The organism is Amycolatopsis sp. Poz14, assembly GCF_006704225.1.
GTDB lineage: Bacteria > Actinomycetota > Actinomycetes > Mycobacteriales > Pseudonocardiaceae > Amycolatopsis > Amycolatopsis nivea.
In genome coordinates, this window is record NZ_JACLHD010000001.1 from 5,045,181 (window position 1) to 5,069,418 (window position 24,238).

At 71.4% G+C, this 24,238-nt stretch carries 23 protein-coding genes; 11 read left to right on the forward strand and 12 right to left on the reverse strand.

Features of this window, described 5'->3' with window-relative positions:
- The first annotated feature begins 59 nt into the window (after positions 1-59).
- On the forward strand, positions 60-887 hold the full coding sequence (locus tag FKO37_RS23940; protein WP_238605817.1) for an alpha/beta fold hydrolase: 828 nt from the start codon (positions 60-62) through the stop codon (positions 885-887).
- Entirely contained in the window at positions 878-2,002 is a 1,125-nt protein-coding gene (locus FKO37_RS23945; RefSeq protein ID WP_238605818.1) for a hypothetical protein, read from the forward strand. Before FKO37_RS23940 ends, FKO37_RS23945 begins: the two co-directional genes overlap by 10 nt.
- On the opposite strand, the gene FKO37_RS23950 is transcribed toward FKO37_RS23945, so the two are convergent.
- Positions 1,927-2,925, reverse strand: a complete 999-nt coding sequence (locus tag FKO37_RS23950) for a DMT family transporter (protein WP_037811463.1) — start codon at positions 2,923-2,925, stop codon at positions 1,927-1,929. The two genes, FKO37_RS23945 and FKO37_RS23950, sit on opposite strands and share 76 nt — an antisense overlap.
- 92 nt (positions 2,926-3,017) lie before the next feature.
- On the opposite strand from FKO37_RS23950, the gene FKO37_RS23955 reads away from it, so the two are divergent.
- From FKO37_RS23955 to FKO37_RS23970, 4 genes are all read left to right on the forward strand, one after another.
- Entirely contained in the window at positions 3,018-3,908 is an 891-nt protein-coding gene (locus FKO37_RS23955; protein WP_240015261.1) for a LysR family transcriptional regulator, read from the forward strand.
- A 72-nt stretch (positions 3,909-3,980) separates the two neighbouring features.
- Positions 3,981-5,294, forward strand: a complete 1,314-nt coding sequence (locus tag FKO37_RS23960) for an FAD-binding oxidoreductase (protein ID WP_238605819.1) — start codon at positions 3,981-3,983, stop codon at positions 5,292-5,294.
- 49 nt (positions 5,295-5,343) lie between these two features.
- A complete protein-coding gene (gene fdxA, locus FKO37_RS23965) occupies positions 5,344-5,700 on the forward strand; it encodes a ferredoxin (protein ID WP_043828753.1) in 357 nt (118 codons plus the stop codon).
- Positions 5,701-5,790: 90 nt separating this feature from the next.
- Complete coding sequence (locus FKO37_RS23970; protein WP_238605820.1) at positions 5,791-6,483, forward strand: metalloregulator ArsR/SmtB family transcription factor; 693 nt, start codon at positions 5,791-5,793, stop codon at positions 6,481-6,483.
- Between the two features lie 534 nt (positions 6,484-7,017).
- Here the strand turns inward: FKO37_RS23970 and FKO37_RS23975 are convergent.
- Entirely contained in the window at positions 7,018-7,761 is a 744-nt protein-coding gene (locus FKO37_RS23975; RefSeq protein ID WP_037811473.1) for a DUF2249 domain-containing protein, read from the reverse strand.
- A gap of 72 nt (positions 7,762-7,833) precedes the next feature.
- The gene (locus tag FKO37_RS23980; protein ID WP_037811474.1) at positions 7,834-8,301 is read right to left on the reverse strand and encodes a hypothetical protein; all 468 of its coding nucleotides are present in this window, start codon (positions 8,299-8,301) and stop codon (positions 7,834-7,836) included.
- Positions 8,302-8,437: 136 nt separating this feature from the next.
- On the opposite strand from FKO37_RS23980, the gene FKO37_RS23985 reads away from it, so the two are divergent.
- The 4 genes from FKO37_RS23985 to FKO37_RS24000 all read left to right on the forward strand — a co-directional run bounded on the left by FKO37_RS23985 (position 8,438) and on the right by FKO37_RS24000 (position 11,342).
- Positions 8,438-9,436, forward strand: a complete 999-nt coding sequence (locus FKO37_RS23985; protein WP_238605821.1) for a zinc-binding dehydrogenase — start codon at positions 8,438-8,440, stop codon at positions 9,434-9,436.
- Between the two features lie 65 nt (positions 9,437-9,501).
- Positions 9,502-9,909, forward strand: a complete 408-nt coding sequence (locus FKO37_RS23990; protein ID WP_238605822.1) for a RidA family protein — start codon at positions 9,502-9,504, stop codon at positions 9,907-9,909.
- Positions 9,906-10,760 (forward strand): MBL fold metallo-hydrolase, encoded by an 855-nt coding sequence (locus FKO37_RS23995; protein WP_238605823.1) that lies wholly within the window; start codon positions 9,906-9,908, stop codon positions 10,758-10,760. Before FKO37_RS23990 ends, FKO37_RS23995 begins: the two co-directional genes overlap by 4 nt.
- Before the next feature lie 54 nt (positions 10,761-10,814).
- Positions 10,815-11,342, forward strand: a complete 528-nt coding sequence (locus tag FKO37_RS24000) for a pyridoxamine 5'-phosphate oxidase family protein (RefSeq protein ID WP_238605824.1) — start codon at positions 10,815-10,817, stop codon at positions 11,340-11,342.
- Positions 11,343-12,147: 805 nt separating this feature from the next.
- Here the strand turns inward: FKO37_RS24000 and FKO37_RS24005 are convergent.
- The gene (locus FKO37_RS24005) at positions 12,148-12,657 is read right to left on the reverse strand and encodes a MarR family winged helix-turn-helix transcriptional regulator (RefSeq protein WP_037811479.1); all 510 of its coding nucleotides are present in this window, start codon (positions 12,655-12,657) and stop codon (positions 12,148-12,150) included.
- A 55-nt stretch (positions 12,658-12,712) separates the two neighbouring features.
- On the opposite strand from FKO37_RS24005, the gene FKO37_RS24010 reads away from it, so the two are divergent.
- On the forward strand, positions 12,713-14,662 hold the full coding sequence (locus tag FKO37_RS24010) for an MFS transporter (protein ID WP_238605825.1): 1,950 nt from the start codon (positions 12,713-12,715) through the stop codon (positions 14,660-14,662).
- On the opposite strand, the gene FKO37_RS24015 is transcribed toward FKO37_RS24010, so the two are convergent.
- The 8 genes from FKO37_RS24015 to FKO37_RS24050 all read right to left on the reverse strand — a co-directional run bounded on the left by FKO37_RS24015 (position 14,659) and on the right by FKO37_RS24050 (position 24,236).
- Positions 14,659-15,483 (reverse strand): CoA ester lyase, encoded by an 825-nt coding sequence (locus tag FKO37_RS24015; protein ID WP_238605826.1) that lies wholly within the window; start codon positions 15,481-15,483, stop codon positions 14,659-14,661. The genes FKO37_RS24010 and FKO37_RS24015 overlap by 4 nt on opposite strands.
- Entirely contained in the window at positions 15,480-16,688 is a 1,209-nt protein-coding gene (locus FKO37_RS24020; RefSeq protein ID WP_238605827.1) for a CaiB/BaiF CoA-transferase family protein, read from the reverse strand. Before FKO37_RS24020 ends, FKO37_RS24015 begins: the two co-directional genes overlap by 4 nt.
- Positions 16,685-18,634: an SUMF1/EgtB/PvdO family nonheme iron enzyme gene (locus tag FKO37_RS24025; protein WP_238605828.1), complete on the reverse strand. Its 1,950-nt coding sequence runs from the start codon at positions 18,632-18,634 to the stop codon at positions 16,685-16,687. The genes FKO37_RS24020 and FKO37_RS24025 overlap by 4 nt, the downstream gene beginning before the upstream one ends.
- Positions 18,631-19,524 (reverse strand): ribokinase, encoded by an 894-nt coding sequence (locus FKO37_RS24030; RefSeq protein WP_037811488.1) that lies wholly within the window; start codon positions 19,522-19,524, stop codon positions 18,631-18,633. The genes FKO37_RS24025 and FKO37_RS24030 overlap by 4 nt, the downstream gene beginning before the upstream one ends.
- Positions 19,521-20,840 (reverse strand): ADP-ribosylglycohydrolase family protein, encoded by a 1,320-nt coding sequence (locus FKO37_RS24035; protein ID WP_037811489.1) that lies wholly within the window; start codon positions 20,838-20,840, stop codon positions 19,521-19,523. Before FKO37_RS24035 ends, FKO37_RS24030 begins: the two co-directional genes overlap by 4 nt.
- Entirely contained in the window at positions 20,837-21,997 is a 1,161-nt protein-coding gene (locus tag FKO37_RS24040; RefSeq protein WP_238605829.1) for an ADP-ribosylglycohydrolase family protein, read from the reverse strand. Before FKO37_RS24040 ends, FKO37_RS24035 begins: the two co-directional genes overlap by 4 nt.
- 92 nt (positions 21,998-22,089) lie before the next feature.
- Entirely contained in the window at positions 22,090-23,370 is a 1,281-nt protein-coding gene (locus FKO37_RS24045; RefSeq protein WP_037811492.1) for an ABC transporter substrate-binding protein, read from the reverse strand.
- Positions 23,371-23,408: 38 nt separating this feature from the next.
- On the reverse strand, positions 23,409-24,236 hold the full coding sequence (locus tag FKO37_RS24050) for a carbohydrate ABC transporter permease (protein WP_043828767.1): 828 nt from the start codon (positions 24,234-24,236) through the stop codon (positions 23,409-23,411).
- Positions 24,237-24,238: the final 2 nt, after the last annotated feature.

The following is a 24,238-nucleotide window of genomic DNA, read 5'->3' on the forward strand; positions in this document are numbered from 1 at the left end:
CGGCATCCTTGGAGTTACCTACCGTGTGCTGGTAACCAATGGTAACCACAGGAGGCGCGATGAACGCGGTGCGGCAGGTCGAAGCGAACGGGGTCCGGCTGAACGTCGCCGTCGCCGGGAACGGTCCCGCGCTGGTGCTGCTGCACGGATTCCCGCACACCTGGCAGCTGTGGAGCAAGGTCATCCCGGCCCTCGCCGAGCGGTACCGGGTGCTCGCGCCGGACCTGCGCGGGCTGGGCGCGAGCAGCCGTCCGGAGAGCGGCTTCGACGCTGGGACGGTCGCCGCTGACGTCGCGGGCCTGCTCGACGCGCTGGGGGAGCCGGATGCCGACGTGGTGGCTATCGATCTGGCGGTTTCGAGCGCGTTGCTGCTGGCGTTGCGGCAGCCGGAGCGAGTGCGCCGCCTGGTGCTGATGGAGTCGCTGCCCTGGGGTTTCCCGGCGAGCCCGCCGTGGTGGTTCGGCTTCCACGCGGTGCCGGGACTGGCCGAGACTGTCCTTAATGGACACGAGGCGGACTACGTCGGCTGGTTTCTCGAACAGGGCACGCTCGGCCGCGGCGTTCCGGCGGAGGTCCAAGCGGCCTTCGCCGAGGCGTACACCGGCACCGACGCGCTCCGTTGCGCCTTCGAGTACTACCGCGCGATGCCGGAAAGCGCCCGGCAGCTGACCGAAGCGGCGGCGAAGCGGCTGACCGTCCCGACGATGGCGATCGGCGCGAACCCCGTGGGCGACGCGCTGGAGCAGCAGGTGCGCCCGATCGCCGACGACCTCACCGGCCACGTGCTGGCCGACTGCGGGCACCTGATCCCGTTGGACCGTCCGCGCGAGTTCCTCGATCTCCTGCTGCCGTTCCTGTCCCGGGAGATACTGGCCGGGTGTCGTTGACGTCCGAACTGGCCGACCCGCGCGGGAAACTCGCGCGCTGGTGCGCCCGCGTCTTCACCGGCACCGCAGCGGCCGCGCGCCGGGTCGAGGAGGCGGCGAACGGCGTCCGCCCGGTCCGTCCGGCGCTCGCGCGGCCGCCACGGCAGCACTGGGCCGAGATCGGCGGTGCGTTCGGCCAGCGGATCGCCGACCTCGTGCAGCCCGCGCCGCCGTACTACGCGCTGCTCGGCATGGTGCGGGCGCAGTGGGGCAGCGGCCCGTGGGCGCACGCGCAAGCCGCCCAGTACCCGACGCACGACGAGCTTCCGCCGGAGTACCAGGCGCGGGCGCTCGGCATCCGTCCGGCCGCGGCGACCTGGCTCGACCTCGGCGACGGGCTGCCGGACGGCGGGGCGCTGCCGGGCGCCGAGGAGCTATGGGGCGAACTGCTGGGACGCGCGCGCCGCTACCAGGCGCAGCACGCCCCGCCCGGCATGCTCGGCGGACCGGGCGCGGAAGCCGGGCTGGCGCGGACGAACTGGGTGCTGTCGGCGTGCGAGGACATCTACCGTTCGGGCCGCATCGACCCTCGCCTCGCCCGGGTCGTCGACGGCGGCGGCACGATCGCGGACCTGCGCGCCCTGCCCGCCGACGCACGGGTGACCGAGCTGGCGGAACTCTCGAAACGCTTACACGACAACGGCGCGCTGTGGGAACTGCGGCGGCTCGGTGGCGCCCCGCCGGAGGGCTATCCGCTCGGGATCGCCGGGCCGACCATCGTGCCCGGCTGGGCCGACGGCGACCTCTTGCTCGGGAAGCTCGACCCCGAAGCGGGGATCGCCGACGGCACGCTGCTGGACGTGAAGACCGTGCTGACCGTCGGCGATCCGGACCGCGCCGGGCGCTGGCTGTGGCAGATCCTGCTGTATGCCTGGCTCGACGTCGCCGACCTCTACCGGATCCGGGAGGTCGGGCTGCTGCTCGGGCGGCACGGCAAGCTGGTCTGCTGGCCGGTCGACGAGCTGGCGGCGGACCTGCTCGGCGGCGACGGCCTGGTCGATCACCGCCGCGACGAGTTCAGGGACATGGCGCGCGGGCTGCTCGACTCGGCCGGGCTGAGCTTGGCCGACGGCTGAACCGCGGGCTTCTTCCCCGCGCCGCGGCCGGCGAAGCACACCGCGCCGAGCACGATCACGCAGCCGACGAGCTGCAGCGGGCCCGGCCGTTCGCTCAGCAGCAGGAAGCCGAACGCGACCGCGCCGACCGGCTGCAGCAGCATCATCGTCGCGCCGGTCGAGGCCGCCAGCCGCGGCAGCGCCCCGGCGATCAGCAGCCACCCGACGACCTGGCCGACCAGGGCGAGCGCGGCGAACCAGCCGAGCGAGGGCAGGCTCGGCGCCAGGTCGAGGCGGCCGAACGGCAGCCCGAGCACGACGGAGACGAAGCCCGCCGACACGGTGGCCAGCGACAGCGAGCGGACCTGCGTCGCGGGGGTGCTGCTGAGCCGGAGCAACAGCAGGTACGCCGAGTAGCCCGCTCCCGCGGCGAGCGCGAAAACCATGCCCAGCACCGGGTTCGAGCCGGTCATCGACGAGCCGAACACGCCGCCGGCGAGCACGATCCCGCCGATGAGCGTCGGCGCGACGAACTTGAACCGCGGGTCCGGCCGCTCCTTGAGGAACACGAACGCCAGCAGCGGCACGATCACCACCTGCACCGAAAGCAGCATGGTCGCGACGCCCGCGCCGACGCGCGGGATCGCCTCGCCCCACAGGACGAAGTCGAGCCCGAGGCCGAGCCCGGCCAGCAGCGGCAGCAGGATCTTCGCGCGCTTGCGGGTCCGCCGCGCCTCGCTGAACGCGAGGATCGCGAGCAGCGGCAGCGCGAGGGCGCAGCGCCAGAACGCGCTGGTCGCGCCGCTGGCCCCGGAAACCTTGATGAGCACCGAGGTCAGCGCGATGCAGAGGCAGCCCGCCGCGGCCAGCAGCCGGGGGTCGGCGCGGCCGGTGAGCGCGGCGATCGGGCCGGCGGCAGGCAACGAGGCGGATTCGGTGGTCATGCCTTCTATGGTGGGGGCGCTAACTATCAAGGACAAGTGAATGTTCCTGCGTAAAATCCGGTAGCATTCCTACCGTGTTCAGTGTGGATCGGATGCGCGCCCTGCACGCGGTCGCGCAGCACGGCTCGGTCGCCCGCGCGGCGGCCGCGCTGCACGTCACGCCGTCGGGGGTGTCGCAGCAACTGGCGAAACTCGAACGGGAAGCGGGGCTGGCGCTTTTGGAGCCGCGCGGCCGGACTGTGCGGCTCACGCGCGCCGGGCAGGTGCTGGTCGGGCATGCCGAACGCGTGCTGGCTCAGCTGGCCGAGGCGCGCACCGATCTCGAGCGGCTGCGCGAGGACGTCTTCGGGCCGCTGCGGATCGGGTCGATCGCGACGTGCGTGCACGCGCTGCTGCCGCCCGCGCTCGCCATGCTCACCGAACAACACCCGAGGCTGAACGTGACGCTGGGCGAGGGCGAAGCCGAACAGACGCTGCCGAAGGTGCTCGCCGGGGACCTCGACGTGGCGGTGTTCGAAAGCTGGGCGGACCGGCCGACCGTGGTGCCGGCGGGGATCACGCAGGTCACGCTGTTCTCCGACGTCGCCGATCTCGCGCTGCCCGCCGGGCACCGGCTCGCGCACCGCCGCACGGTCGATCTCTCCGAGGTGGACGACGTGTCGTGGATCAGCTGGACTGGCCGTTCCGGCTGCTACGAATGGCTCGTGCACGTGCTCCGTTCGCAGGATCTGGAGCCGCGGATCAGTTGCACCATCGGGAGTTACGTGACGCAGCTGGCGCTCGTCGCGGGCAACGTCGGCGCCGCGCTCGTCCCGCGGCTCGCCCGCGGACCGGTGCCGGACGGCGTCCGGATGCTCGCGACGCGGCCGGTGCTGAACCGCACGATCATCGCCGCGTGCCGGTCCGGCGAGGAGGCGCACGGCGGGGTCCGGGCGGCGCTGGAGGCGCTCGGCGAGGCGTCGGCGGCTTATGTGAACCGCTGAATCTCGGTGCGCGGCTGCCTTTTCCGGCCGGTTCGGCCCTAGAGTCGGAATCGACGAGCAGGGGAGCCGCCCATGACTGCCGAGGATGCCGCCCGTGCCTTGCGGGCCCGACTGCCCGCCGGGCAGGTGCACACGTCCGGCCCTCAGTACGAATCGGCGGCGGCGGTCTGGAACGCCGCCGTCGTCGCGCGTCCGGCGGTGGTGGTCGAATGCCGGCGCACGGCGGATGTCCAGGCTTCGGTGCGTGCCGCGCGCGAGCTGGGTCTGCCGCTGTCGGTGCGCAGCGGCGGGCACGACTGGGCCGGACGCGCGATCGCGGACGGCGGGATCACGCTCGATCTGCGTCCGCTGAACCGGGTCTCGGTCGATCCCGGGCGGCGCGCCGCGGTGGTCGGCGGTGGCGCCCGGGCCAACGATGTGCTGGCGGGAGCGGAGGCGCACGGCCTGACCGCCGTCGTGGGCACGATCGGCACGGTCGGGTTCGCGGGGCTCGCGCTCGGCGGCGGATACGGTCCTTTTCTGGGCAAGTACGGCCTCGCCTCGGACAATCTGCTCGGCGCCGAGGTCGTGCTCGCGGACGGCGAGGTCGTGGTCGCCAACGCTTCGCGGTTGCCGGACCTGTGGTGGGCGTTACGGGGCGGCGGCGGGAATTTCGGCGTAGTGACCGCGCTCGGCGTGCGCTTGCACGAGGCACCGCAGATCACGACCGGCCCGGTCTGGTACCCGGCGTCGGACGCGGCCAGGGTTTTCGCTGCGGTAGCCGAAATCCAGGCCGACGCGCCGGACGAACTCACCGTGCAGACCGGTGTCCTCGCCGGTGCCGACGGCTCGCTGTGCGTGCTGGTCTGGCCGACCTGGTGCGGGGCCGCGGATCCCGAGGGCTTCCTCGCCCGCCTCGGACCCCCGCTCGCCTCGCAAATCGAGCCGGTGTCGTCCTATGCGGCGGAGATCGCGCGGCGGGACGCGATGTTCCCCAACGGCCGTTCAGTCACCATCCGCACGCGGTCGCTTCCGGCGTTCACGCCCGAGGCCGCGTCAGTGCTCGTCTCGGGCGCGGAAGCCCGGACCTCGCCGATGTCCGGACTGTCGATCCACCACTTCCACGGCCTCGCCGCCCGGATTCCGGCCGCGGACACGGCGTTCCCCGTGCGGGAGGACCACCTCATGGTCGAGATCCTCGGGCTGGGGGAGGGCAACGACGACCGAGCCTGGGCGGATGCCACGTCGGCGGCCTTTGCCCCCTATGCGTTGCCCGGCGCGTACGCGAACCTGCTGGGCCCGGACGTCCCTGCGGCGAACGTCTTCGGCCCCAACTCGGCCCGGCTGCGGGACGTCAAACACCGCTACGACCCGGACGGGGTTTTCCGCGCCATTCCGCTGGGCTGACCTTTTTGCCGAGTACATTGGTGAAAAAGACGGCGGAAGGAGGCGGGCCGTGGCGTATGTGATCGCGGAGCCGTGCGTGGACGTGATGGACCGGGCGTGCGTCGACGAGTGCCCGGTGGACTGCATCTACGTCGGCGAACGCTCGCTGTACATCCATCCGGACGAATGCGTCGACTGCGGCGCGTGCGAACCGGTGTGCCCGGTCGAGGCGATCTATTACGAGGACGACCTTCCGGACCGCTGGCGGATTTACGCCGAGGACAACGCCCGGTTCTTCAGCGAAACCCTGCCCGGCCGCGACGCGCCCCTCGACAGCCCCGGCGGCGCGGTGAAGCTCGGCGACCTCGGGGTGGACACGCCCTTGGTCGCCGGGCAGCCGCGGCCGGACGTTTCCGCGCAGCAGTAGTTCGCCCCGCGCGCTTCTGCGGGAACGACCCGCCGTACCCCGCTTCGAATGGCGGAGAAAACCTCATTCAACTCGGTTAAACTGGTCGGCATGAGCGAGCAGACGCTGACCGATCCGCCCGCCTCCCGCGCACTGGGCGAGAGCCGGGCCCGAGTGCTGGCCGCACTGCGATCGGCGGACGCTCCCGTAGCGGTGCAGGACGTCGCCGAGCAGGTCGGCCTGCACGCCAACACCGCGCGGTTCCACTTGGACGGCCTCGTCGAATCCGGCCTCGCCGAACGCCGAACGGAAGACCGCACCCGCCCCGGCCGCCCGCGGACGGTCTACGCCGCGATCGCCGAGGAAGCAGCCGAGGGCCGCCGCAGCTACCGCCTGCTCGCCGAAATGCTGACCGGCCTGATCGCGGAAAACGTCGCCGACCCCGGGAAAGCCGCGGAATCCGCAGGCGAAGCGTGGGGCCGCTACCTGGCCGACCGCCCGCCCCCGACTCACCGCGTCGACGAGGCCGAGGGGATCCGGCGACTGTCCACCGTGCTGAGCGACGCCGGCTTCGCTCCGGACCCGTCGGGTTCTCCAGAGCAGCCGGTGATCCGGTTGCGGCACTGCCCGTTCCGCGAGATCGCGGAAGAACGCCGGGACGTGGTGTGCGGGTTGCATCTCGGGCTGATGCGCGGGGTGCTGGAGGAGGTGCGAGCGCCACTGACGGCGGAGCGGTTGGAGGCGTTTGTCGAGCCGTCGTTGTGTTTGGCGCATTTGAAGCCTGCTGGTAAGCGTCGTCGCTGACCATGCGCATCGCTTGATATTCCGTGGCCGGTCGCAGATTCGCAGTGACCAAGTGAGACTCCGTCAGCGAGATGCAGCGGCTACGCTTAGGGAGCGGATTCGAGGGGGTCGACGAAACCCCGCCTGCGAAGTGCGGTGACCGTCTTCTCTTGCACAGCAAGCAGTTCGCGATTGCCGGTTAGATGCGGGCGTGGATTTGCGGTGGTCAATGGATTTTCGTCCGGGAAGTGCGGTGACGCGCAGCAGGCAGGTCTGCGGCGGCCGGTGATGCGCGGATTCGCGGGCGACTAACGAAGTTCCGTCTGCGAAGCGCGTGGCTGCGCGGACTCTCTGATGCACGGGTAAGCCCGTCTGCAACGGCCAGTCAGGCGCGAGACGCGGATTCGCGGTGACCAACGCAATTCCGCCCGCAAAGCGCAGCAGCCGGGTGCGTGTTTCCCGTTGCACAGCAAGCCGGTCCGCGGCGGCCGGGGCGGGGGAGACCGGCCGCCGCGGGGAGGCGCGCCGAAGGGGGGTCGGCGCGGGTATCGGGGGTCAGGCCGGGACCGCGGCGCGGCCGATCCGGACCTGCCACTTCTCCGGCCCGGATTCCACGTACTCCCACGTGAAATCCTCGCCGTGCGTGGCGGTGAACTCGCGGCGCAGCGGCTTCGGGTCGTGGTTGTTGACGAGCACGAACGATTCCCCGGGCGCGAGCCGCGCGTAGCGGCCGAAGATGCGCGGATGCCGGGTGCCGTGCGGGATTTCGCGGACGTCGAGGACTTCCGCGCGGTCCAGTTCGCCGCCGTCGAGGAGGGTGCGGAGGTCGTTGACCAGGATGGGGACGTCGGCGCCGGGGAGATCGGCCAGCGCGGGCAGCAGGACGCTGGTTTCGGCGTCGAGATAAGCGCCGAGAAGCGCGTCCAATGCCTGCGCGGCATGGCTGACCTGGGCCGAGGTGTCGGATTCCCGCAGTTCCTCGACGGTGCGGAGCACGGCGTCCTGAATCCGCCGCAAGGCGCGGACCAGCAGGCGCGTCGCGGGGGCGCCGGCGGCGGTCGCGTTGAGGACGCGGTCCGCGGCGGACAGGTACTCGGTCAACCGGCCCGTCGCGAACTCGATCAGCCGGGCGTTGGCCTCCTCGCGGGCGCTGCCGTCGAGCTGAAGTTCCGTGACCACGGCGGCTTTTTCCCGGTACTGGGCCAGCACCCGGCCGGATTCGGCGCGGAGGGCTTCGCTGGCGCGGAACGCGGGGTCGGTGCTGGTGCCGCTGATGTACACCTCGGACGAGCCGGTCACGGGAACCTCCCGGAAAGAGTATTTACGAGAATACTAGTGCAAAAGAACGGGCTTGCGGGCGTGACCTGGGACTCAGGTCGGGCCGATCCGCGCGAGGACGAGTCCGACCGGGATGCTGACGAGCAGCAGCACGACGAGCGCCTGGAAACCGTGCCGGACCCACCGGGTGCGACCGTCCGGCGAACTGCCGCGCACGCCGAGAACCAGCAGTGCCAAGCCGACGACCAGAACCGCGCCGCCGACGTCCACCACGGGCGTCACCCCGGAGAGCGTTCCGCCTAGTACGACGGCATTTCCAAGATTCCAAGCCGCGACCTGGGCGGCGACTAGCCGACGGGACGGCAGCGCCGGGGCGAGCAATGCCTGCCCGACCCCGAGTCCGAGCTGGGCGATCCCGCCGACGAGGACCAAGTACGCGACCGCCCACGCACCATGCGGCGTCGGCTGCGGGGCGATGACCGCGGACGCCAGCCCGCCAGCGATCGCGCACCCGAGGCCGAGCACGGCGAACGGGGCCGCGGCGGCGATGCGGGGAGTCATAGATCCAAGTTAGCCTAGTGAAAAAAGAACGGCTCGGACCGGTCGGCATACTGCGGGCTGGACCGGAAAATTCCCTGCTGTGACGGGATTCGCGCCAGGTCGGCAGCGGGCGCGGGCGGCTGTTAGGTTCGCGGACGTGACAACAAACGCGATGCGGGCAGTCGTCCACGAGGGCGCGGCGGGAGTCGGCGGGGTGCGGGTCGCGGAGGTTCCGGCACCGGCGCCCGGTCCGGGTGAAGTGCTGGTCCGGCTGAAGGCGGCCGGGCTGAACCACCGGGATCTGTTCATCGTGGACAGTCGCGGCCCGGCTGACCCCTGGACCGTGCTGGGCTCGGACGGTGCCGGAGTGGTCGCCGCCGCCGGTGCGGACGCCGCCGTCGAGGTTGGTACCGAGGTCGTCATCAACCCGTCCCTCGACTGGGCCGAGCCGGACGTGGTCCCGGAAGTCCCCGCCATTCTCGGAGTGCCGACGAACGGCACGCTGGCCGAATACGTCGTCGTCCCGGCGCGCAATGTCGTGCCGAAACCCGAACACCTGAGCTGGACCGAAGCCGCCGCCCTCCCGTTGGCCGCGCTCACCGCGTACCGGGCGCTGTTCACTCGCGGCGGGCTGACCGCAGGGGAACACGTGCTGCTGCCCGGCATCGGCAGCGGAGTTGCGACTTTCGCCCTCGCCATGGCGAAAGCCGTGGGCGCGACGGTCAGCGTCACCTCCCGCAGCCCCGAAAAGCTCGCCAGGGCAACGGAACTGGGTGCCGACCGCGCGATCGGCAGCGGCGGCGACTGGGCCGCCGAACTCGGCGCACCGGTGGACCTGGTCGTGGACAGCATCGGTTCGGCGACCTTCGACGCCTGCCTCTCCGTCCTCCGCTCCGGCGGCCGGATGGTGACGCTCGGCGCGACCACCGGCCCGGATGTCGCGCTGTCGCTGCGCAATCTTTTCTTCCGCCAGATCAGCCTGCTGGGCACGTCGATGGGCAGCGCGCGGGAGTTCGCGCAGATGGTCGCGCTGGTCGCGGAACATCGCGTACGTCCGGTGGTGCACCACGTCTACGACCTGGCCGACGGGCCGCGTGCGCTGGCCGATCTGGCGGCGGGGGACCAGTTCGGCAAGCTGGTGGTCGCGATCGGCTGACCTCGGCCGTTTTTGTCGGTGCCTCGTGGTGAACTGTGGGCACGAACCAAGGGAGGGGAACCCTGATGAGCAAGCGCTGGAATCCCGAGACGGTCGCGGGCCCGGTCGGCCGCTACAGCCACCTCGCGCAGATTCCTGCTGATCACGAGCTGGTCGTGGTGGCCGGGCAGATCGGCGCACGACCGGACGGCACGCTCGCCGGGCCGGACGCGGAAGCACAGACGCGCGAGGCGCTGGCGAACATCGAACGCGTGCTCGCCGCGGCAGACGCCGGGCCGGAGCATCTGGTGAAGATTTTCAGCATGGTCGCCGGCACCGAGCACCTGCCCGGTTTCCGCGCCGCGACGGGGGACGTGTTCAGCCGCTGGTTCCCGGAGAGCGACTGGCCGACGCAGTCGCTGATCGTAGTGTCCGCGCTCGCGAAACCGGAGCTGGCCGTGGAAATCGAGGCGATGGCCGCGGTGCCCCGATGACCGTCACGCTCGGGCCGCTGCGAATCGATGCGGTCACCGAACTGGACCACTGGCCGTTCGCCCCCGCCGAGCTGTTCCCGGCTGTCACGCCCGAACAACTGGGGGACCACCGCGGCCACCTCGACCTGTCGATCACCACGTACCTGGTGCGCACGCCGGACCAGACGGTGCTTTTCGACGCCGGGAACGGCAACGCGAAGGAACGCCCGGTCCTGCTGGCACATCACCAGTTCGACACGCCGTACCTGGACCGCCTGGCCGCGACGGGCGTCATGCCGGAGGACGTCGACGTCGTCATCGCGACCCACCTGCACCCAGACCACTGCGGCGGCTTCACTCAACTGGTCGACGGTTCGTGGGACCCGACTTTCCCACGCGCCCGGTACCTGATCGCGGCCGACGAATACGCCTGGCTGCAAGAGGTGCACGCCGCGGCCCCCGAAGGCGGGGTGGCAGCCGACCTGGCGAGGACATTCGAAGACAGCGTCCTCCCGGTGGTGGAGGCAGGCCTGGTCGAATTGATCGACCTCCCATACGAGGTAACAGATGGCATTACCCTGCGTTCCCTGCCCGGGCACACCACCGCCCACCTGATCGCCGAACTCAGCGGCGGCGGTCAGCACGCGCTGGTGAGCGGAGATGTGCTGCACCACCCGTTCCAGTTCTCGGACCTGACACTGGCCCAAGGCGGCGACGTAGACCCAGTCGCTGCCGCGGAGTCCCGACGGACGCTGTGCGAACTGGCCGTCGAACGAGACGCCCTTCTCCTGCCCGCGCATTTCGGGCCCGGACGAATCGACCGCGCCAGCGACGGTTTCCGCTACCACCCTGCCCCGTTAGGAGTCGCCTGAGTCTCTGCTCGCGGGGCCGTGTCGATTCGACGCCGCCCCGTTCGACGCATAGGCATGACTGACTACGAACCGACCTCGACCCGCAACCTCGACCGCTACGGGAACGCCCCGCTGCCGTGGAGCCGCGCCCGCGACGTCCTGGTCGCCGACACCCCGACCGCCGACCTGACGTTCTTCGTCGCGACCGTCCGCCCAGACGGCCGCCCCCACTCGGCGGGCGTGGGCGCGGTCTGGGTGGACGACGCCCTGTACTTCGTCGGCGGCCCGGGCACGCGCCGCTCGCGGAACCTCGCGGCCAACCCGGCGTGCAGCATCTCGGTACGCCTGCGCGGCCTGGACCTGGTCCTCGAGGGCGACGCCCACCGCGTGGTGGACACCGACACCGTGGCGCACCTAGCCGAGGTCTACCGCTCCGGCGGCTGGCCAGCGACGGCGTCCGGGGATGCTCTGACGGCACCCTTCAGCGCTCCGAGCGCAGGCCCGCCGCCGTGGCACCTGTACCGGCTCACCCTGCGCCGCGCGGTGGGAGTCGCTTCGGAGGAACCACACGGAGCGACGTGCTGGGAGTTCACCGGAGCTTGAGCCCGCGGCCCGATCCCGCGGCGGGTGTCGTCGGCGGAGCTGTCTACCGGGAGTTCGCGGGCGCCGACGGGCGTCTGCCGGACGACGAGCCGTCGCCGACTTGGTTGCTGCCGTGTGCGGGGAACCTGTTTGACGGCGAGGCTGACACAGTCCGCGCGCGAGACCGCGGTGGCGTTGGCCGGTCCCGTGCGCGGCGAGTCTGCCGGGTGCCGAGAGCCGCGTGCGGGGAGTCTGCGGGACACGGAAGCGCGCCGCGGCAGGCGGGCTGTGGCCGCGTGCGCGTGACGATGAGTCTGTCGTGACGGTGATGGCGGCTGCCGCGTGCGAAGTGGCCGTGGCGGGGCGGGCTGCCGTGGCGTGCGGGTGGCGGCGAGTCTGTCGTGGCGGCGATGGCGGCTGTCGCGTGCGGAGTCTGCCGGGTCGGGAGGTTGGCCGTGGCGGGGTGAGTTGCCGTGGCGTGCGGGTGGCGGCGAGTCTGTCGTGGCGGCGATGGCGGCTGTCGCGTGCGGAGTCTGCCGGGTCGGGAGGTTGGCCGTGGCGGGGTGAGTTGCCGTGGCGTGCGGGTGGCGGCGAGTCTGTCGTGGCGGCGATGGCGGCTGTCGCGTGCGGAGTCTGCCGGGTCGGGAGGTTGGCCGTGGCGGGGTGAGTTGCCGTGGCGTGCGGGTGGCGGCGAGTCTGCCGTGGCGGCGATGGCTGCCGCGGCGTGCGGAAGTCTGCCCGGCTGGGAGCTTCGCGGCACCGGGTGCAGGTGAGCGCGCGTGACGGCGCATCCGCCGTGGCGACGATGGCTGCGGCCCCCAACCGATCACCCCCGCCCGTCAGGTCCTTCCCAGTCCAGCAGCAACTCCCGCAGCCCGGCATTCATCCGCTCCTGCTCCGCGCGCGGCAAAACCCCCAGCAACCGTGCCTCCGTCTGCGTCTTCATCCCGAACACCTCCTGCGCCCGCGCCAGTCCCTCGTCGGTGAGGCTCACCAGGATCTGCCGTCGGTCGGCCGGGTCGATGTCGCGGCGGACCCAGCCTTTGCGTTCGAGTCCGGCGACGCGTTTGGTGACCCCGCCGGACGTCAGGCGCATGCTGTCCAGCAGCTGCCCGGCCGAAAGCCGATACGGGGGACCGGCTCGTTTGAGGGCGCCCAGCAGTTCCACTTCCCACAGGCCGACCCCGAAGGCGTCGAATTCGCGGCGCAGTTCCGTTTCCAGCAGCCGGGCGGCGCGCAGCAGGCGGAAGCTCAGCGCCTTGCTGACCCGGTCTTCCTCGCGCACGCCGGTGATCTGCGCCATGACTCCGTCGACGTGGTCCCGCTCCGCTGGCATGGGCGAGTATTCTAACACCAGTAATTATCTTACCGGTCTCGAATCAGGACGGTCCGTGCACGCTTCGCCTTCATCCGAGCCCGATCCGCAGCGCTGGCGCGCCTTGTGGGTGTGCCTCATCGCGGGGTTCATGACGCTGCTCGACGTCAGCATCGTCAACGTCGCGCTGCCCTCGATGGAGCACGGGATCGGCGCGACGCCCGCGGACGTCTCGTGGGTCGTGTCCGGCTACGCGCTCACGTTCGGGCTCGCGCTGGTGCCCTCGGGGCGGCTCGGCGACGACTACGGGCGCCGCCGGATGTTTCTGCTCGGGCTGGCGTTGTTCGTGGCTACCAGCGTGCTCTGCGGGGCGGCCCCGAACGCCACCTGGCTCGTCGTCGCGCGGCTCGGGCAGGGCGTCGCGGGCGGGTTGCTGAACCCGCAGATCATCGGACTGATGCAGCAGCTGTTCTCCGGGCGCGAGCGGGGCAAGGCGTTCGGCGCGTTCGGGGCGACGGTCGGGCTTTCCACCGCGATCGGGCCGGTGCTCGGCGGGTTGCTGATCCAGGGCATCGGCGTCGACCAGGGGTGGCGCTGGGTGTTCTACGTCAACCTGCCGATCGGGATTCTCGCGATCCTGTTCGGGCTGCGCTTGCTGCCCAAGGACGCGCGCAGCGGCCGGAAACGGACGCCGGACCTGGTCGGCAGCGTGCTGCTCGGCGTGGCGGTCGTGCTGGTGATGCTGCCGCTGATCGAGGAAGAGGAACAGGCGGCCGCGCCGCGCTGGTGGCTGATGGGCGTCGCGGCCGGGCTGCTCGTGCTGTTCGTGCTGTGGGAGCGCTGGCTCGGCAACCGCGGCAAGCAGCCGCTGGTGAACCTGAAGCTGCTGACCGTGCGCAGCTACTCGATGGGTTCCGCGCTCGGCATGGTCTACTTCGCCGGATTCACCGGGATTTTCCTGGTCCTGACGCTCTTCTTCCAGCAGGGCCTCGGCTACACGGCGCTGCAGGCGGGCGCGGCGATGCTCGCGTTCGCGATCGGCTCGGCGATCTCGCCGACCATCGGCGGGCGGCTCGTGCACCGGTTCGGCAGGCCGATGGTCGTGCTCGGCACGCTGCTCGTGGCGATCGGGCTCGCCGCGACCGCGTGGCTCGTCCGCGACTACTCGGGCGCGAACACCGCGTTCGTGCTGGCCGGGCCGTTGTTCGTCGGCGGGTTCGGCAGCGGGCTGGTGATTTCGCCGAACTCGACGCTCGCCCTGGAAGAAGTCCCGCCCGCGGAAGGCGGCACCGCGGCCGGCGTGCTGCAGACCGGTCAGCGGATCGGTTCCGCGGTCGGCACCGCGCTCGGCGGGTCGCTGTTCTTCGGCGAGCTCGGGCGTTCGCACGGGGACTACCACTCGGCGACCGCGCTCGGGCTGATCGGGTCGACCGCGCTGGTCGGGCTCGCGTTGCTGTTCGGTGTCGTGGACATCCTGCTGTCGCGGACGCGCAAACGCCGCAGCACAACGCAAAGTGCGCCGCCCGCGGCAGTTTCCGGTGCGGTGAGCGGCCTCGCGCCCGCGGAAACCGCGGCTGTTTCGTTGACGTCCCTGGAGACCCACGAAGTACGCCGCACCACCACCGGCGCGGACAACACGTTCGCCCTGGACGCTCCGGCGGGCTCGTATCTGCTGCTGGTCCAGGCAGGCGGCCGGGAGCCGGTGGCTCGCCATGTCCAGGTTGGCGCCGAGCCGGTGCGCGAGGATGTCGAACTGGCGCGGTCGGTCCGGCTCACCGGCACCGTGCACGCGGTCCGGGGTCCGTTCCCGGGCGCGCAGGTCGCGGTGCTGGACGCGAAGGGCCAGGTCCAGCGCGTCACGGTGACAGACGAGGCGGGCCACTACACCGTCGAGGACCTGTTCCCCGGCGAGTACACCGTCGTCGTGACCGGATATCAGCCGGTCGCGGAACCGGTGCAGCTGACGACCGAGGGCCCGGCCCGCTTCGACCCGTTGCTGCGCTTGGTTTCCGCGGACAAGGCCTAGTCGGAGACGAGCGCCAGCACCGCGAGGGCCTGGTCCCGCATCGCGACGTCCAGGAACGTCCCGTCGGCGAGCGCGATCGCGCCCACCCCGGCCTGAGTGGCACCGTCCATTCGGGACAGCACCTCCCGCGCCCGCGCGACCTCCTCCGCCGTCGGCAGGAAAGCCGCGCGGATCGTCAGCAGCTGCATCGGGTGTATCGCCGTGCGGCCGCGGAAACCTAGCGCGCGCCCGGCCCGGCAGCTTTCCGCCAAGCCGTCGAGGTCGCGGACGTTCGCGTACACCGACATCGCCGGCGGGGGCAGCCGCGCGGCGCGGGCGGCGTTCACGATCCGGCTGCGCGCCCAGGTGAGCCCGGCTTCGTCGGCGAGCCGCAGGTCGGACCGCAGATCCGCCTCGCCGAGCCCGAGCGACGCCGTCTGCGGGGAAGCGAGCGCGATCTCCAGCGCCCGCTCCACCCCGAGCGCCGACTCGATCAGCGGGTGCAATTCCCGCCCCGGCAAGGCATCGGCGTGCGACCGGACATCGAGCGAACTCTCGACCTTCGGCAGCCGCGTGCCCACCCATGTCGGCAGTGCGGCGACCGCGGCCACGTCCGCCGCGTGCCACGGCGTGTCCGGGTGGTTGATCCGCACCTGCACCGGCCGCGACGCGGGCACCTCGGCCAACAGCCGCATCGCGTTGTCCCGTGCGGCGTCCTTCTGCGCGGGAGCGACGGCGTCTTCGAGGTCGACCAGCACGACGTCGGCGTCCGAGGCGAGGGCTTTGGCGACGCGGTCGGGTCGGTCGGCGGGGACGTAGAGCAGGGTCAGCGCGGGCGTCATACCGCTCCTTCCGCCCGAAGCTCGGCGATCCGCGACGCCGTGAAGCCCAGCGAACCGAGCACCTCGTCGGTGTCCGCGCCGTGCGGACGTCCGGTGAAGCCGATGACGCCGTCGTTGTCCGACAACCGGAACAGCGGCCCCTGCATCAACGTCGTGCCCAGTTCCGGGTCCTCGATCTCGTGGATCGTGCCCAGCGCACGAAACTGCGGGTCGGCGACGATGTCGGCCGCGTCGTAGATCGGCGCGACCGCCGCCTGCGCTTCCTCGAAGGCCGCCACGACCTCGTCCCGCGTGTGCTGCGCGATCCAGCCGCCGACAGCCTCGTCCAGCACGTCCGCGTGCGCCGCCCGGTCCGCGCCGGTCGCGAACCACGGCTCGTCCGCGAGTTCCGGACGGCCGACCAGCCGCACCACGCGTTCCGCGATCGACTGCGCCGACGTCGACACCGCCACCCACTGCCCGTCGCTCGTGCGGTAGGTGTTGCGCGGCGCGTTGTTCGTGGACCGGTTGCCGGTGCGCGGCTGGACCGTGCCGAGCTGGTCCCATCGCGTGATCTGCGGTCCGAGCATGGCGAGAATCGGCTCGATGATCGCGACGTCCACGACCTGGCCGCGACCGCTGGCGGTCCGCCCGGCGAGCGCGACCATGATCGCGTACGCGGTGGCCAGCGACGCGACCCCGTCGGCGAGCCCGAACGGCGGCAGCGTCGGCGGCCCGTCCGGTTCGCCGGTGGCCGCGGCGAATCCGCTCATCGCCTCGGCGAGCGTGCCGAAACCGGGGCGCGGGGAGTACGGCCCGAACTGGCCGAATCCGGTCACCCGCGCGAGAACCAGCCCGGGGTTGCGCGCGGACAGCTCCTCGTAGCCGAGCCCCCAGCGTTCGAGCGTGCCCGGCCGGAAGTTCTCGATCACCACGTCCGCGGTCTCGGCGAGCGCCAGGAACACCTCGCGCCCGCCGTCGCTGCTCAGGTTCGCCGTGACGGTGCGCTTGTTGCGCCCCAACGTCTTCCACCACAGGTTGACGTCGCCCTTGGCCACCCCGTGCGTGCGCGACGGGTCCGGTCGCGACGGATGCTCGACCTTGATCACCTCAGCGCCCATGTCGCCGAGGTGCATCGCGGCCATCGGACCGGCGAACAACGTCGACGCGTCCACCACCCGCAGCCCGGCAAGCGCCCCGGCGGATGCTTCCCTCGACACGGTCATCGCTGCACGTCCCATGCGCAGCGGAAGCCGACGGTCGCGCCGCGCGCCAGCCCCAACCCGGGCAGCAGCAGCTTCACGCTGTAGTCCGGCGCGTGCCGTCCGCCCTCGACGTACCACTCGGAACCCTCGGCGCGGTAATCGCTGCCGCCCTTGAGCATCACGAACCGGGTCCTCCCGTCGGAGTGTTCGCTTTCGGTCCAGTTCCACACCGCGGGCGTGCCGCGCCGCAGCCCGCCGGTCTCCCCGGCGAGCTGCCATTCGTCCTCGGTCGGCAACCGGCCGCCGCGCCACGCGCAATACGCCCGTGCGTCGTCGAGGTCCACAAAGGTCACCGGCTCGTCCGGGGCGAGAGGACGGCCCTCGGCCCAGTGCGCGAGGAACCGGTGCGGCTCGACCGGCTGATACCCGGTAGCGGCAAGGAATTTCGCGAACTCGCCGTTCGTCACCTCGGCAGCGGCGACCGCGACCGGCGACGCCAGCGAACCGTCGCGTTGCAGCGTCCGGGCGTCGTGCAGCCGAGGCGGCAGCGGCTTCCACTCGTCCACATACGGCGCGCCCTGGTACATCCCGGTCTCGCGGCCGCGGTACCGGACCGTCAGCACATACGGCCCGGCAGGCACCACGACCGCGTCGTCCTCGGGTGTACCGTTCGTCGGCTGCGGCTGGACCCGCGACGCGAGCCGATGCGGGAAACGCGCGTCCGGATCGTGCGGGAGCGTCGCCACTTGAGACAGCCACGAGGGCTCCGCCGCGCCATCGGCGACCCGCAGCAACGCCGAAATGCCGCGCGCGGGCACGCGTCCGTCGGCGAACAGATCGATGACCGGACCGTCCACAACAGACCCGAGATAGTCCGAGTCGGAGCGGTTCACCACCGTCCACAGTGTCCAGTCGCCGAGTTCCCAGCGCGACGCGTAAACCCCGGCGGCTTCGGCCTCGGGCGTCAGCGGCGCCAGCGGCGTCCACTCGCCCTCGCGCAGCAGTTCACCCGCCGCACGCTGCACAGACACCATCCGGCGCACCGTCGCTGCGTCCCGCTGTGACCATCCGACCCACACGCCGAACACGACTTCCCACACCATCACGCCGACGCCGTTCAGCCACGCCGACTGCAGCTCCTCGGTGTGGTCGCGGTGCCATCGCCGCACGTGGTGCTGCATGTGCCGCCGCTCGTACCAGTGCGAACGCAGCACGCCCGGGACCGGCGAATCGGCGAAGAACTGCGCCCACGACGCCGAATGGTCCTCGATCCGCTCGACCGGCAGCTTCGATTCGCCCTCCAGCACGACCCCGGGCCGCGCGCGTTCGAGCTGCTCGACCAGCGCGGGGTCAGCCTTCTTCAAAGTGTCCAGGAAGACGCCGTCCGCGCCGAAATCGGCCAGCACCGCGGACAGTTCCACGGCGTCGTCCTCGCCGCGGCGCGTGCCGACGTCCCACGGGTTGTAGTCCACGAACACCCGCATGCCTGCCGAATGGAACGTCTCGACCAGTTCGCGGAGACCGGGCACGTCGCGGTAGAAATCCCACTGGTTGCGGTCGTCGAGGCCTATCACCGGGTACGCGTGCCACAGCACGACAGCGTCGAGGCCGCCGAACCGCTGGTGCGCGTCGGCGAGGAACCGCTCCGGCGTGAACCGGTGCTCCTCGAACGAATACAGCAACTCGTCCCACAGCCATACCTGCGCGACCGTGTGGCATCCGGCGGCCCACGCGGCTTCCGGCCGGTCGTAGGCGCGGCCGTGGTAGCTGTGCCGCTCGTGCGCGTCGGCACGCCACTGCCGCAGCCGGGCCCGCCATTCCGGCCGGTCGGCGGGATCCGCCGGGCCGACGAAGATCTTGGCCTCGTCCAGCGCCGCGAGCTGCTCGGGGGAGAGCGGCGCGCCGAGCGGGACCTCGGTCGGCCGGTCGATCGGGCGCGGGACGAGCGGGTCGAACACGTAGGTCATCGGGCGTTTCCTCCGGCCGCGAACTCGGCGACCTCTGCGACGGTCGGGACAGCGGATTGCGCGCCGGGCCGGGTGACGGCGAGCGCTGCGGCGGCCCCGGCGCGTTCGGCGGCTTCGCGGAGCGGACGCCCCTCGGCGAGCGCCGCCGCGAGCACGCCGCAGAACGTGTCCCCGGCACCGGTGGTGTCCACCGGGGACACTCGGAAGCCGGGCAGGTGCACGATGTCCTGCTCAGCGACAACACAACCGGCCGCGCCGAGCGTGATCACCACGGCGGGTGCGCGCTGTTGCAGCATCCGGGCCAATTCCTCTGGCGCACCGGACGCACCCGCCAGGTCGGCCGCCTCGTGCTCGTTGACCACCAGCACGTCGAGGTCGAGATCCGGCAGCGGCCGGGACGGCGCGGCGTTGAGCACCATCCGGGCGCCAGCTCGCCGGGCCGCGGCGGCAGCGGTCACGGCTTCGATCGGAATCTCCAGTTGCGCGAGCACGACGTCCGCCGCGGCGATCCGCTCCAACTGCTGCCCGGCAAGCGAGAGCCGCGAGTTGGCCCCGGGCGCGACCACAATGGAGTTCTCGCCGTCCGGCGAGACCATGATGAACGCGGTCCCGGTCGCACTGTCCACTCGCGACACCAGGTCCGTCCGTACCCCGGCGTCCGTCAATGACGCCAGCAGAAAGTCCGCGCCGTCGTCCGGCCCGAACGCGCCGAGGAAGGTCGTCTCCGCGCCACCGGCGAGCGAAGCGGCGACTGCCTGATTGGCTCCCTTGCCACCCGGACTGCGCCGCAAATCGCCGCCGAGGACGGTCTCGCCCGCGCCCGGATGCCGCGGAACGTCGACCACCAGATCGACATTCGCCGACCCGACCACCACCACTCGCCCAGTCATCTCGGCACCCCGGCCGTTCGTGCCGCGAGGTCGGTGATCCGCTGCTCGCCGCCGGGCAACGACGTCGCGATCCGGTTGTCGAGCGGCTTCGTCCACTGCTCGCCGATCCCGTCGAGCCCCACCAGCGCACCGACCACGCCGCCGACCGTCGCGGCCGCGGAATCCGTGTCCCATCCAGCCGTGACGGCGAGCGAGATGCTCTGCCCAAAGTCGCCATCGCCGCAGGCCAGCGCGTACGCGATCACCGCCGCGTTGTTCAGCACGTGCACCCAGTGCAGGCCGCCGTACCGGGCATGCAACCGGTCCAGCCCGTCGTCGTAAGCCGCGGCTTCTCGCCCGAACCGCACCGCTTCGGCCAGCCGACTGTCCGGCGGCAGAACGGTTTCCGCCGCATCGAGGACACTGTGGACGGAGTCGCACACCATCGCCGCCGACGCGAGCGCAGCCGCCCACATCGCGCCGTAAATGCCGTTCCGGGTATGGCTGAGCCGCGCGTCCGCCCACGCGAGCCGCGCGGCACCGCGGACGTCGCCGGGGGAGACCCAGCCGAAGACGTCGGTCCGGATCAACGCGCCGATCCACTCGCGGAACGGGTTGAGGTGCGTCGCGGTCTCCGGCACCGGTCGCGCGTCCAGCAGATTCCGGTACGCGGCGCGCTCGGCGGTGAACACCCGCCCGGCCGGAAGCTGCTCCAGCCAGAGCTGCGCGACGTCGTCCGCGGTGAACTCGCGGCCGTGCCGTTCCAGCAGCGTGAGCGCGAGGATCGGGTAGTTGAGGTCGTCGTCCTCCGGCATCCCGGAGATGTTCTCCTCCAGCGAAGTCGGCGCGGACCGCCGGTTCCACGGCCACCGCGCCGCAACGTCGTCCGGCAGGCCGACCGCGGTGAACCAGCGGTCCAGCGGCCAGCGTCCGGTCGCGCGCAGGATCTCCTCGATGCCCTCTCGCGGGATCTTCTCCACCGGCTTGCCGAGCAGGCATCCCGCCGCCCGGCCGGTCCACGCGCCGAGCGCGCGGTCCGCGGCGGGGGCCGGGAGCACCGGCGCGGGCGGGAGCAGCGCCACGATCTCGTCCCATCCGTCCGGCTCGTGCGGCGCGGGCGGGCAGGGGAGCGCGGCCAGTTCGTCCAGCAGCGTCCGGGCCAGCGCCCGCAACGCTGGGGGCGCCGGCCGCGGTCCTGCCCCGCTCACCGCGGGCACCGGATCACCGCCGGCGGCGATCCAGCGCTCCCGCACCGAGGTCACGTCCTTGCCCTCCACAGTGGACTGGACGAACTCGTGCGCGAGCAGGTCTTCGGGCTGCGCCCAGGTCAGCCTCATGCCGCGGCCAGCGCGTCGAGAGCGGCGAGCCGCGCCTGGACCCGCGCGCGGTCGGCCTTGACGATGTCCGCCGCGGCCGAAGCGAGCAGCCGCCCGGTCTCGCGCAGGTCCATCTTGCTGGCCTCGCCGATCGGGTCGATCCACTCGTCCGGCACCGAGGCCGCCCCGCCGAGACCGGCGCAGAGCGCACCCGCCATCGACGCGATCGAATCGGCGTCCCGGCCGTAGTTCACCGAAGCCAGCACCGCACCGCGGTAATCGCCCTGATGGCCCAGCACAAACCCCAGCGCGGCGGGCAATTCCTCGATCGCCTTGGTCCGCGACGGCCGCCGCGCGTCCATCGACATCTGCCGGTACTCCGGCCCGACCGAATCGAACGGCGCGACCACCTCGCGGATCTTCCGCGCGAGCGCACGCTCTTCGTCGTCGGTCTTGGGCGCGGCGTTCCACCCCTGGAAGGCATCGACCACCGCCCGCATCGCCGCCAACGTCCCGTCGTGCGACACCGCGAGCGCAGCCTGCACGACGTCGTCGATCGAGGCACCCGGCGCGACCGAGGCGGCGACCATCGCGGCCAGCACCCCGGCGGCCTCCCGCCCGTAGCTCGACTGGTGCGGCGCGGTCAGGTCGATCGCCTCGGCGTACGCGGCCTGCGGATCACCCGGGTTCACCACCCCGACCGGTGCGATGTACATCGCCGCACCGCAGTTCACGATGTTGCCGACGCCCGCCTCACGCGGGTCCACATGCCCGTAATGCAGCTTCGCGACGATCCACTTCTCGGCGAGGAAAACCCGCTGCAGCAACAGCGCCGTCGACTCCAGCTCCGGCACCCAGCGCGGTTCGCCGATCATCAGCGGCACCAGGTCCTCGGCCATCGAGTACGCGTCGAGGTGCGCGCGACGTTTCGCGTACACCTCCACGATCGCGCGGGTCATCAAGGTGTCGTCGGTGATGTGCCCGTCGCCCTTGTGGTACGGCGCGATCGGGCGGGCGTCCCGCCAGTTCGGGTACCACGGCGGGACGATCCCGGTCACCCGGCCGCCGTGGCGCTCCTCGATCTGCTCGGGCGTCCACCCTTCGGTCGCGCCGCCGAGCGCGTCCCCCACTGCCGCGCCGGTGATCACTGCCACCGCGCGGTCCTCCAGCCAGGTCACCGGCTTGTCCCTTCATTCCCCGGCACGGGCATGCGGCCCGCGCCTGTCGTGCGCGCCGGGACCGGAGCAAGCGCCCGGCCCCGGCGCGGCGGTCACTTGCCGACGCTCTTCCAGCCGTCCTTCAGCTGCTGCGCCAGCGTGTTCGCGTCGATCTGGTTCGCCAGGAAGCGCTGGTAGGCGGGCGTCGCGACAGTGTCCTTCCACTGCGCGTACTTGCCGGCGAACAGATACGGCGCCGAGGTCAGGTACTTGCCCGAGGCCAGGATGGTGCTCCAGCCCTTCTTGGCGCCGAGCTTCTTGTCCAGCGCTTCGCGAGCGGAGTTGCTCGCCGGGATCAGCGTGTCGGCCTCGTTGAGCGCGGCGAGGTTCTCGGTGCTGGTGAAGAAGTCCAGGAACTTCGCGGCCTGCTCGACGTGCTTCGAGTCCTTGTTGACCGACAGCGTCTGCGGGTTCGCCGCCTGCGCCGGTCCGGCCGGACCCGCGATCGGCGGCAGCGCGACCCAGTCGAGGTCCTTCGGCGCGTCCTTCTCGATGTTCGCCGCCTGGTAGGAGCCCTGGACGGTCATCGCGACCTGGCCCGCGTAGAACGGGGCCAGCGCCTTGCCGCCGGACTGGGTCAGCGTCACCGGCAGGATCGAGTGGTCCGTCGCGTTCATGTCGTGCACCAGCTGCGGCAGCGCCATTTCGCCCTGGCCGACGGTGATCTGCGCCTGGTCGCCGGTGCCCTCGAAGTACTTGCCGCCGAACGCCGGGGCCATCGCCACGAACGTCGCGGTCGGGCTCGACAGGCCCCAGCCCAGGCCGTACTTGCCGTCCTTCGTGGCGGTCTTGGCCATCTGGCGCAGCTGGTCCCAGGTCATCGTCTCGCCGGTCGGGAGCTGCGCGCCGGACTGCTCCAGCAGCTTCTTGTTCGCGAAGACCACATAGGACTGCAGCTCGGTCGGGTAGGCGACGACCTTGCCGTCGACCGTCACCGAGTCGAGCACGCCCTTCGGGATGTCCGCGCGCTTCTGCTCGGACAGATACGGGGAGAGGTCGGCGAGGTAGCCGTCGGTCGCGAACGGGCCGATCCCGGCCGCCTCGTAGTGCACGATGTCCGGCGCGGTGCCCGCGTTGAACTGGGTGATCAGCTTGTCGTAGGCGCTGTCCCAGCCGGCCTGGACGACCTTCACCTGCGTGTCCGGATGCGCCTGGTTCCACGCCCCGACGATCTTGTTCGTGGCGGCGATCGCGGCGGGCTGGTCCGACAGGGACTGGAACGTGAGGGTGACCGGGCCGCCGTCCCCGCTGTCCCCGCCGCTGCCGCCGCACGCGGCGGCGAGCAGGCTGGTGAGGGCGAGGCTGGCGGCGACTGCCGCGCGTCGTGTCTTCATCGACCGACCTTTCGAACTGTTTCCGATGGGGTTGGGGCTCATCCCTTCACCGCCCCGGCCATGAGGCCGCCGGTGAGCCGCTTCCGCAGCAGGCTGAAGAAGGCGATGCTCGGGATCGCCGCGAGCACCGCGCCCGCGGCCAGCGGACCGAGGGCGACCTTGCCCTCGCCGCCGATGAACATGGTCAGCGTGATCGGCAGCGTGTAGTTCTCCGGCGACTGCAACAGCACCAGCGCGAAGAAGAACTCGTTCCACGACGACACGAAGCTGAACATCGCCGTCGCGACCACGCCGGGGGCCAGCAGCGGGAACACGATGGTGCGCAGCACGGTGAACCGGTTCGCGCCGTCCATCGCCCCGGCCTCCTCGAGTTCCACCGGGATCGCCGCGACGTAGCCCTGCAGCATCCACAGCGCGAACGGGAGGATGTAGGTGGTGTGCACGAGCGTCAGCCCGACGAGGCTGTCGGCGAGGCCGAGCGTCCGCAGCACGAGGAACAGCGGCAGGATCACCAGCACCACCGGGAACACCTGGCTGACCAGGATCCAGGTGACGCCCGCGACGCGCAGCTTGCCCTTGAGCCGCGCCAGCACGTAGGCCGCGGGCACCGAGATCAGGATCGCGAGTACCGTGCTGGCCAGCGCGACCAGCAGGCTGTTGAACGCAGAATGCAGCAGGCCCTGGCGGGAGAGCGCCTCGCCGTAGTTGTCCCAATGCCATTCGCTCGGGATCAGGTTGACCGACAGCGAGTTCAGCTCCGCCGACGACTTCACCGACGCGGAAATCAGCCACAGCAGCGGAAAACCGAGGAACAGCAGGTACAGCACGAGAGCCAGGTACTGCGCGGGGCGCACGGACCAGCGCATGG

What these genes read in the sequence shown, in the direction of transcription:
- FKO37_RS23940 (WP_238605817.1), top strand. Translation starts at nt 60, where the DNA reads ATGAACGCGGTGCGGCAGGTCGAAGCGAACGGGGTCCGGCTGAACGTC.
- FKO37_RS23950 (WP_037811463.1), bottom strand. Translation starts at nt 2,925, where the DNA reads ATGACCACCGAATCCGCCTCGTTGCCTGCCGCCGGCCCGATCGCCGCG.
- FKO37_RS23955 (WP_240015261.1), top strand. Translation starts at nt 3,018, where the DNA reads ATGCGCGCCCTGCACGCGGTCGCGCAGCACGGCTCGGTCGCCCGCGCG.
- FKO37_RS23960 (WP_238605819.1), top strand. Translation starts at nt 3,981, where the DNA reads ATGACTGCCGAGGATGCCGCCCGTGCCTTGCGGGCCCGACTGCCCGCC.
- FKO37_RS23970 (WP_238605820.1), top strand. Translation starts at nt 5,791, where the DNA reads ATGAGCGAGCAGACGCTGACCGATCCGCCCGCCTCCCGCGCACTGGGC.
- FKO37_RS23980 (WP_037811474.1), bottom strand. Translation starts at nt 8,301, where the DNA reads ATGACTCCCCGCATCGCCGCCGCGGCCCCGTTCGCCGTGCTCGGCCTC.
- FKO37_RS23990 (WP_238605822.1), top strand. Translation starts at nt 9,502, where the DNA reads ATGAGCAAGCGCTGGAATCCCGAGACGGTCGCGGGCCCGGTCGGCCGC.
- FKO37_RS23995 (WP_238605823.1), top strand. Translation starts at nt 9,906, where the DNA reads ATGACCGTCACGCTCGGGCCGCTGCGAATCGATGCGGTCACCGAACTG.
- FKO37_RS24000 (WP_238605824.1), top strand. Translation starts at nt 10,815, where the DNA reads ATGACTGACTACGAACCGACCTCGACCCGCAACCTCGACCGCTACGGG.
- FKO37_RS24005 (WP_037811479.1), bottom strand. Translation starts at nt 12,657, where the DNA reads ATGCCAGCGGAGCGGGACCACGTCGACGGAGTCATGGCGCAGATCACC.
- FKO37_RS24015 (WP_238605826.1), bottom strand. Translation starts at nt 15,483, where the DNA reads ATGACGCCCGCGCTGACCCTGCTCTACGTCCCCGCCGACCGACCCGAC.
- FKO37_RS24020 (WP_238605827.1), bottom strand. Translation starts at nt 16,688, where the DNA reads ATGACCGTGTCGAGGGAAGCATCCGCCGGGGCGCTTGCCGGGCTGCGG.
- FKO37_RS24025 (WP_238605828.1), bottom strand. Translation starts at nt 18,634, where the DNA reads ATGACCTACGTGTTCGACCCGCTCGTCCCGCGCCCGATCGACCGGCCG.
- FKO37_RS24030 (WP_037811488.1), bottom strand. Translation starts at nt 19,524, where the DNA reads ATGACTGGGCGAGTGGTGGTGGTCGGGTCGGCGAATGTCGATCTGGTG.
- FKO37_RS24035 (WP_037811489.1), bottom strand. Translation starts at nt 20,840, where the DNA reads ATGAGGCTGACCTGGGCGCAGCCCGAAGACCTGCTCGCGCACGAGTTC.
- FKO37_RS24045 (WP_037811492.1), bottom strand. Translation starts at nt 23,370, where the DNA reads ATGAAGACACGACGCGCGGCAGTCGCCGCCAGCCTCGCCCTCACCAGC.
- FKO37_RS24050 (WP_043828767.1), bottom strand. Translation starts at nt 24,236, where the DNA reads ATGCGCTGGTCCGTGCGCCCCGCGCAGTACCTGGCTCTCGTGCTGTAC.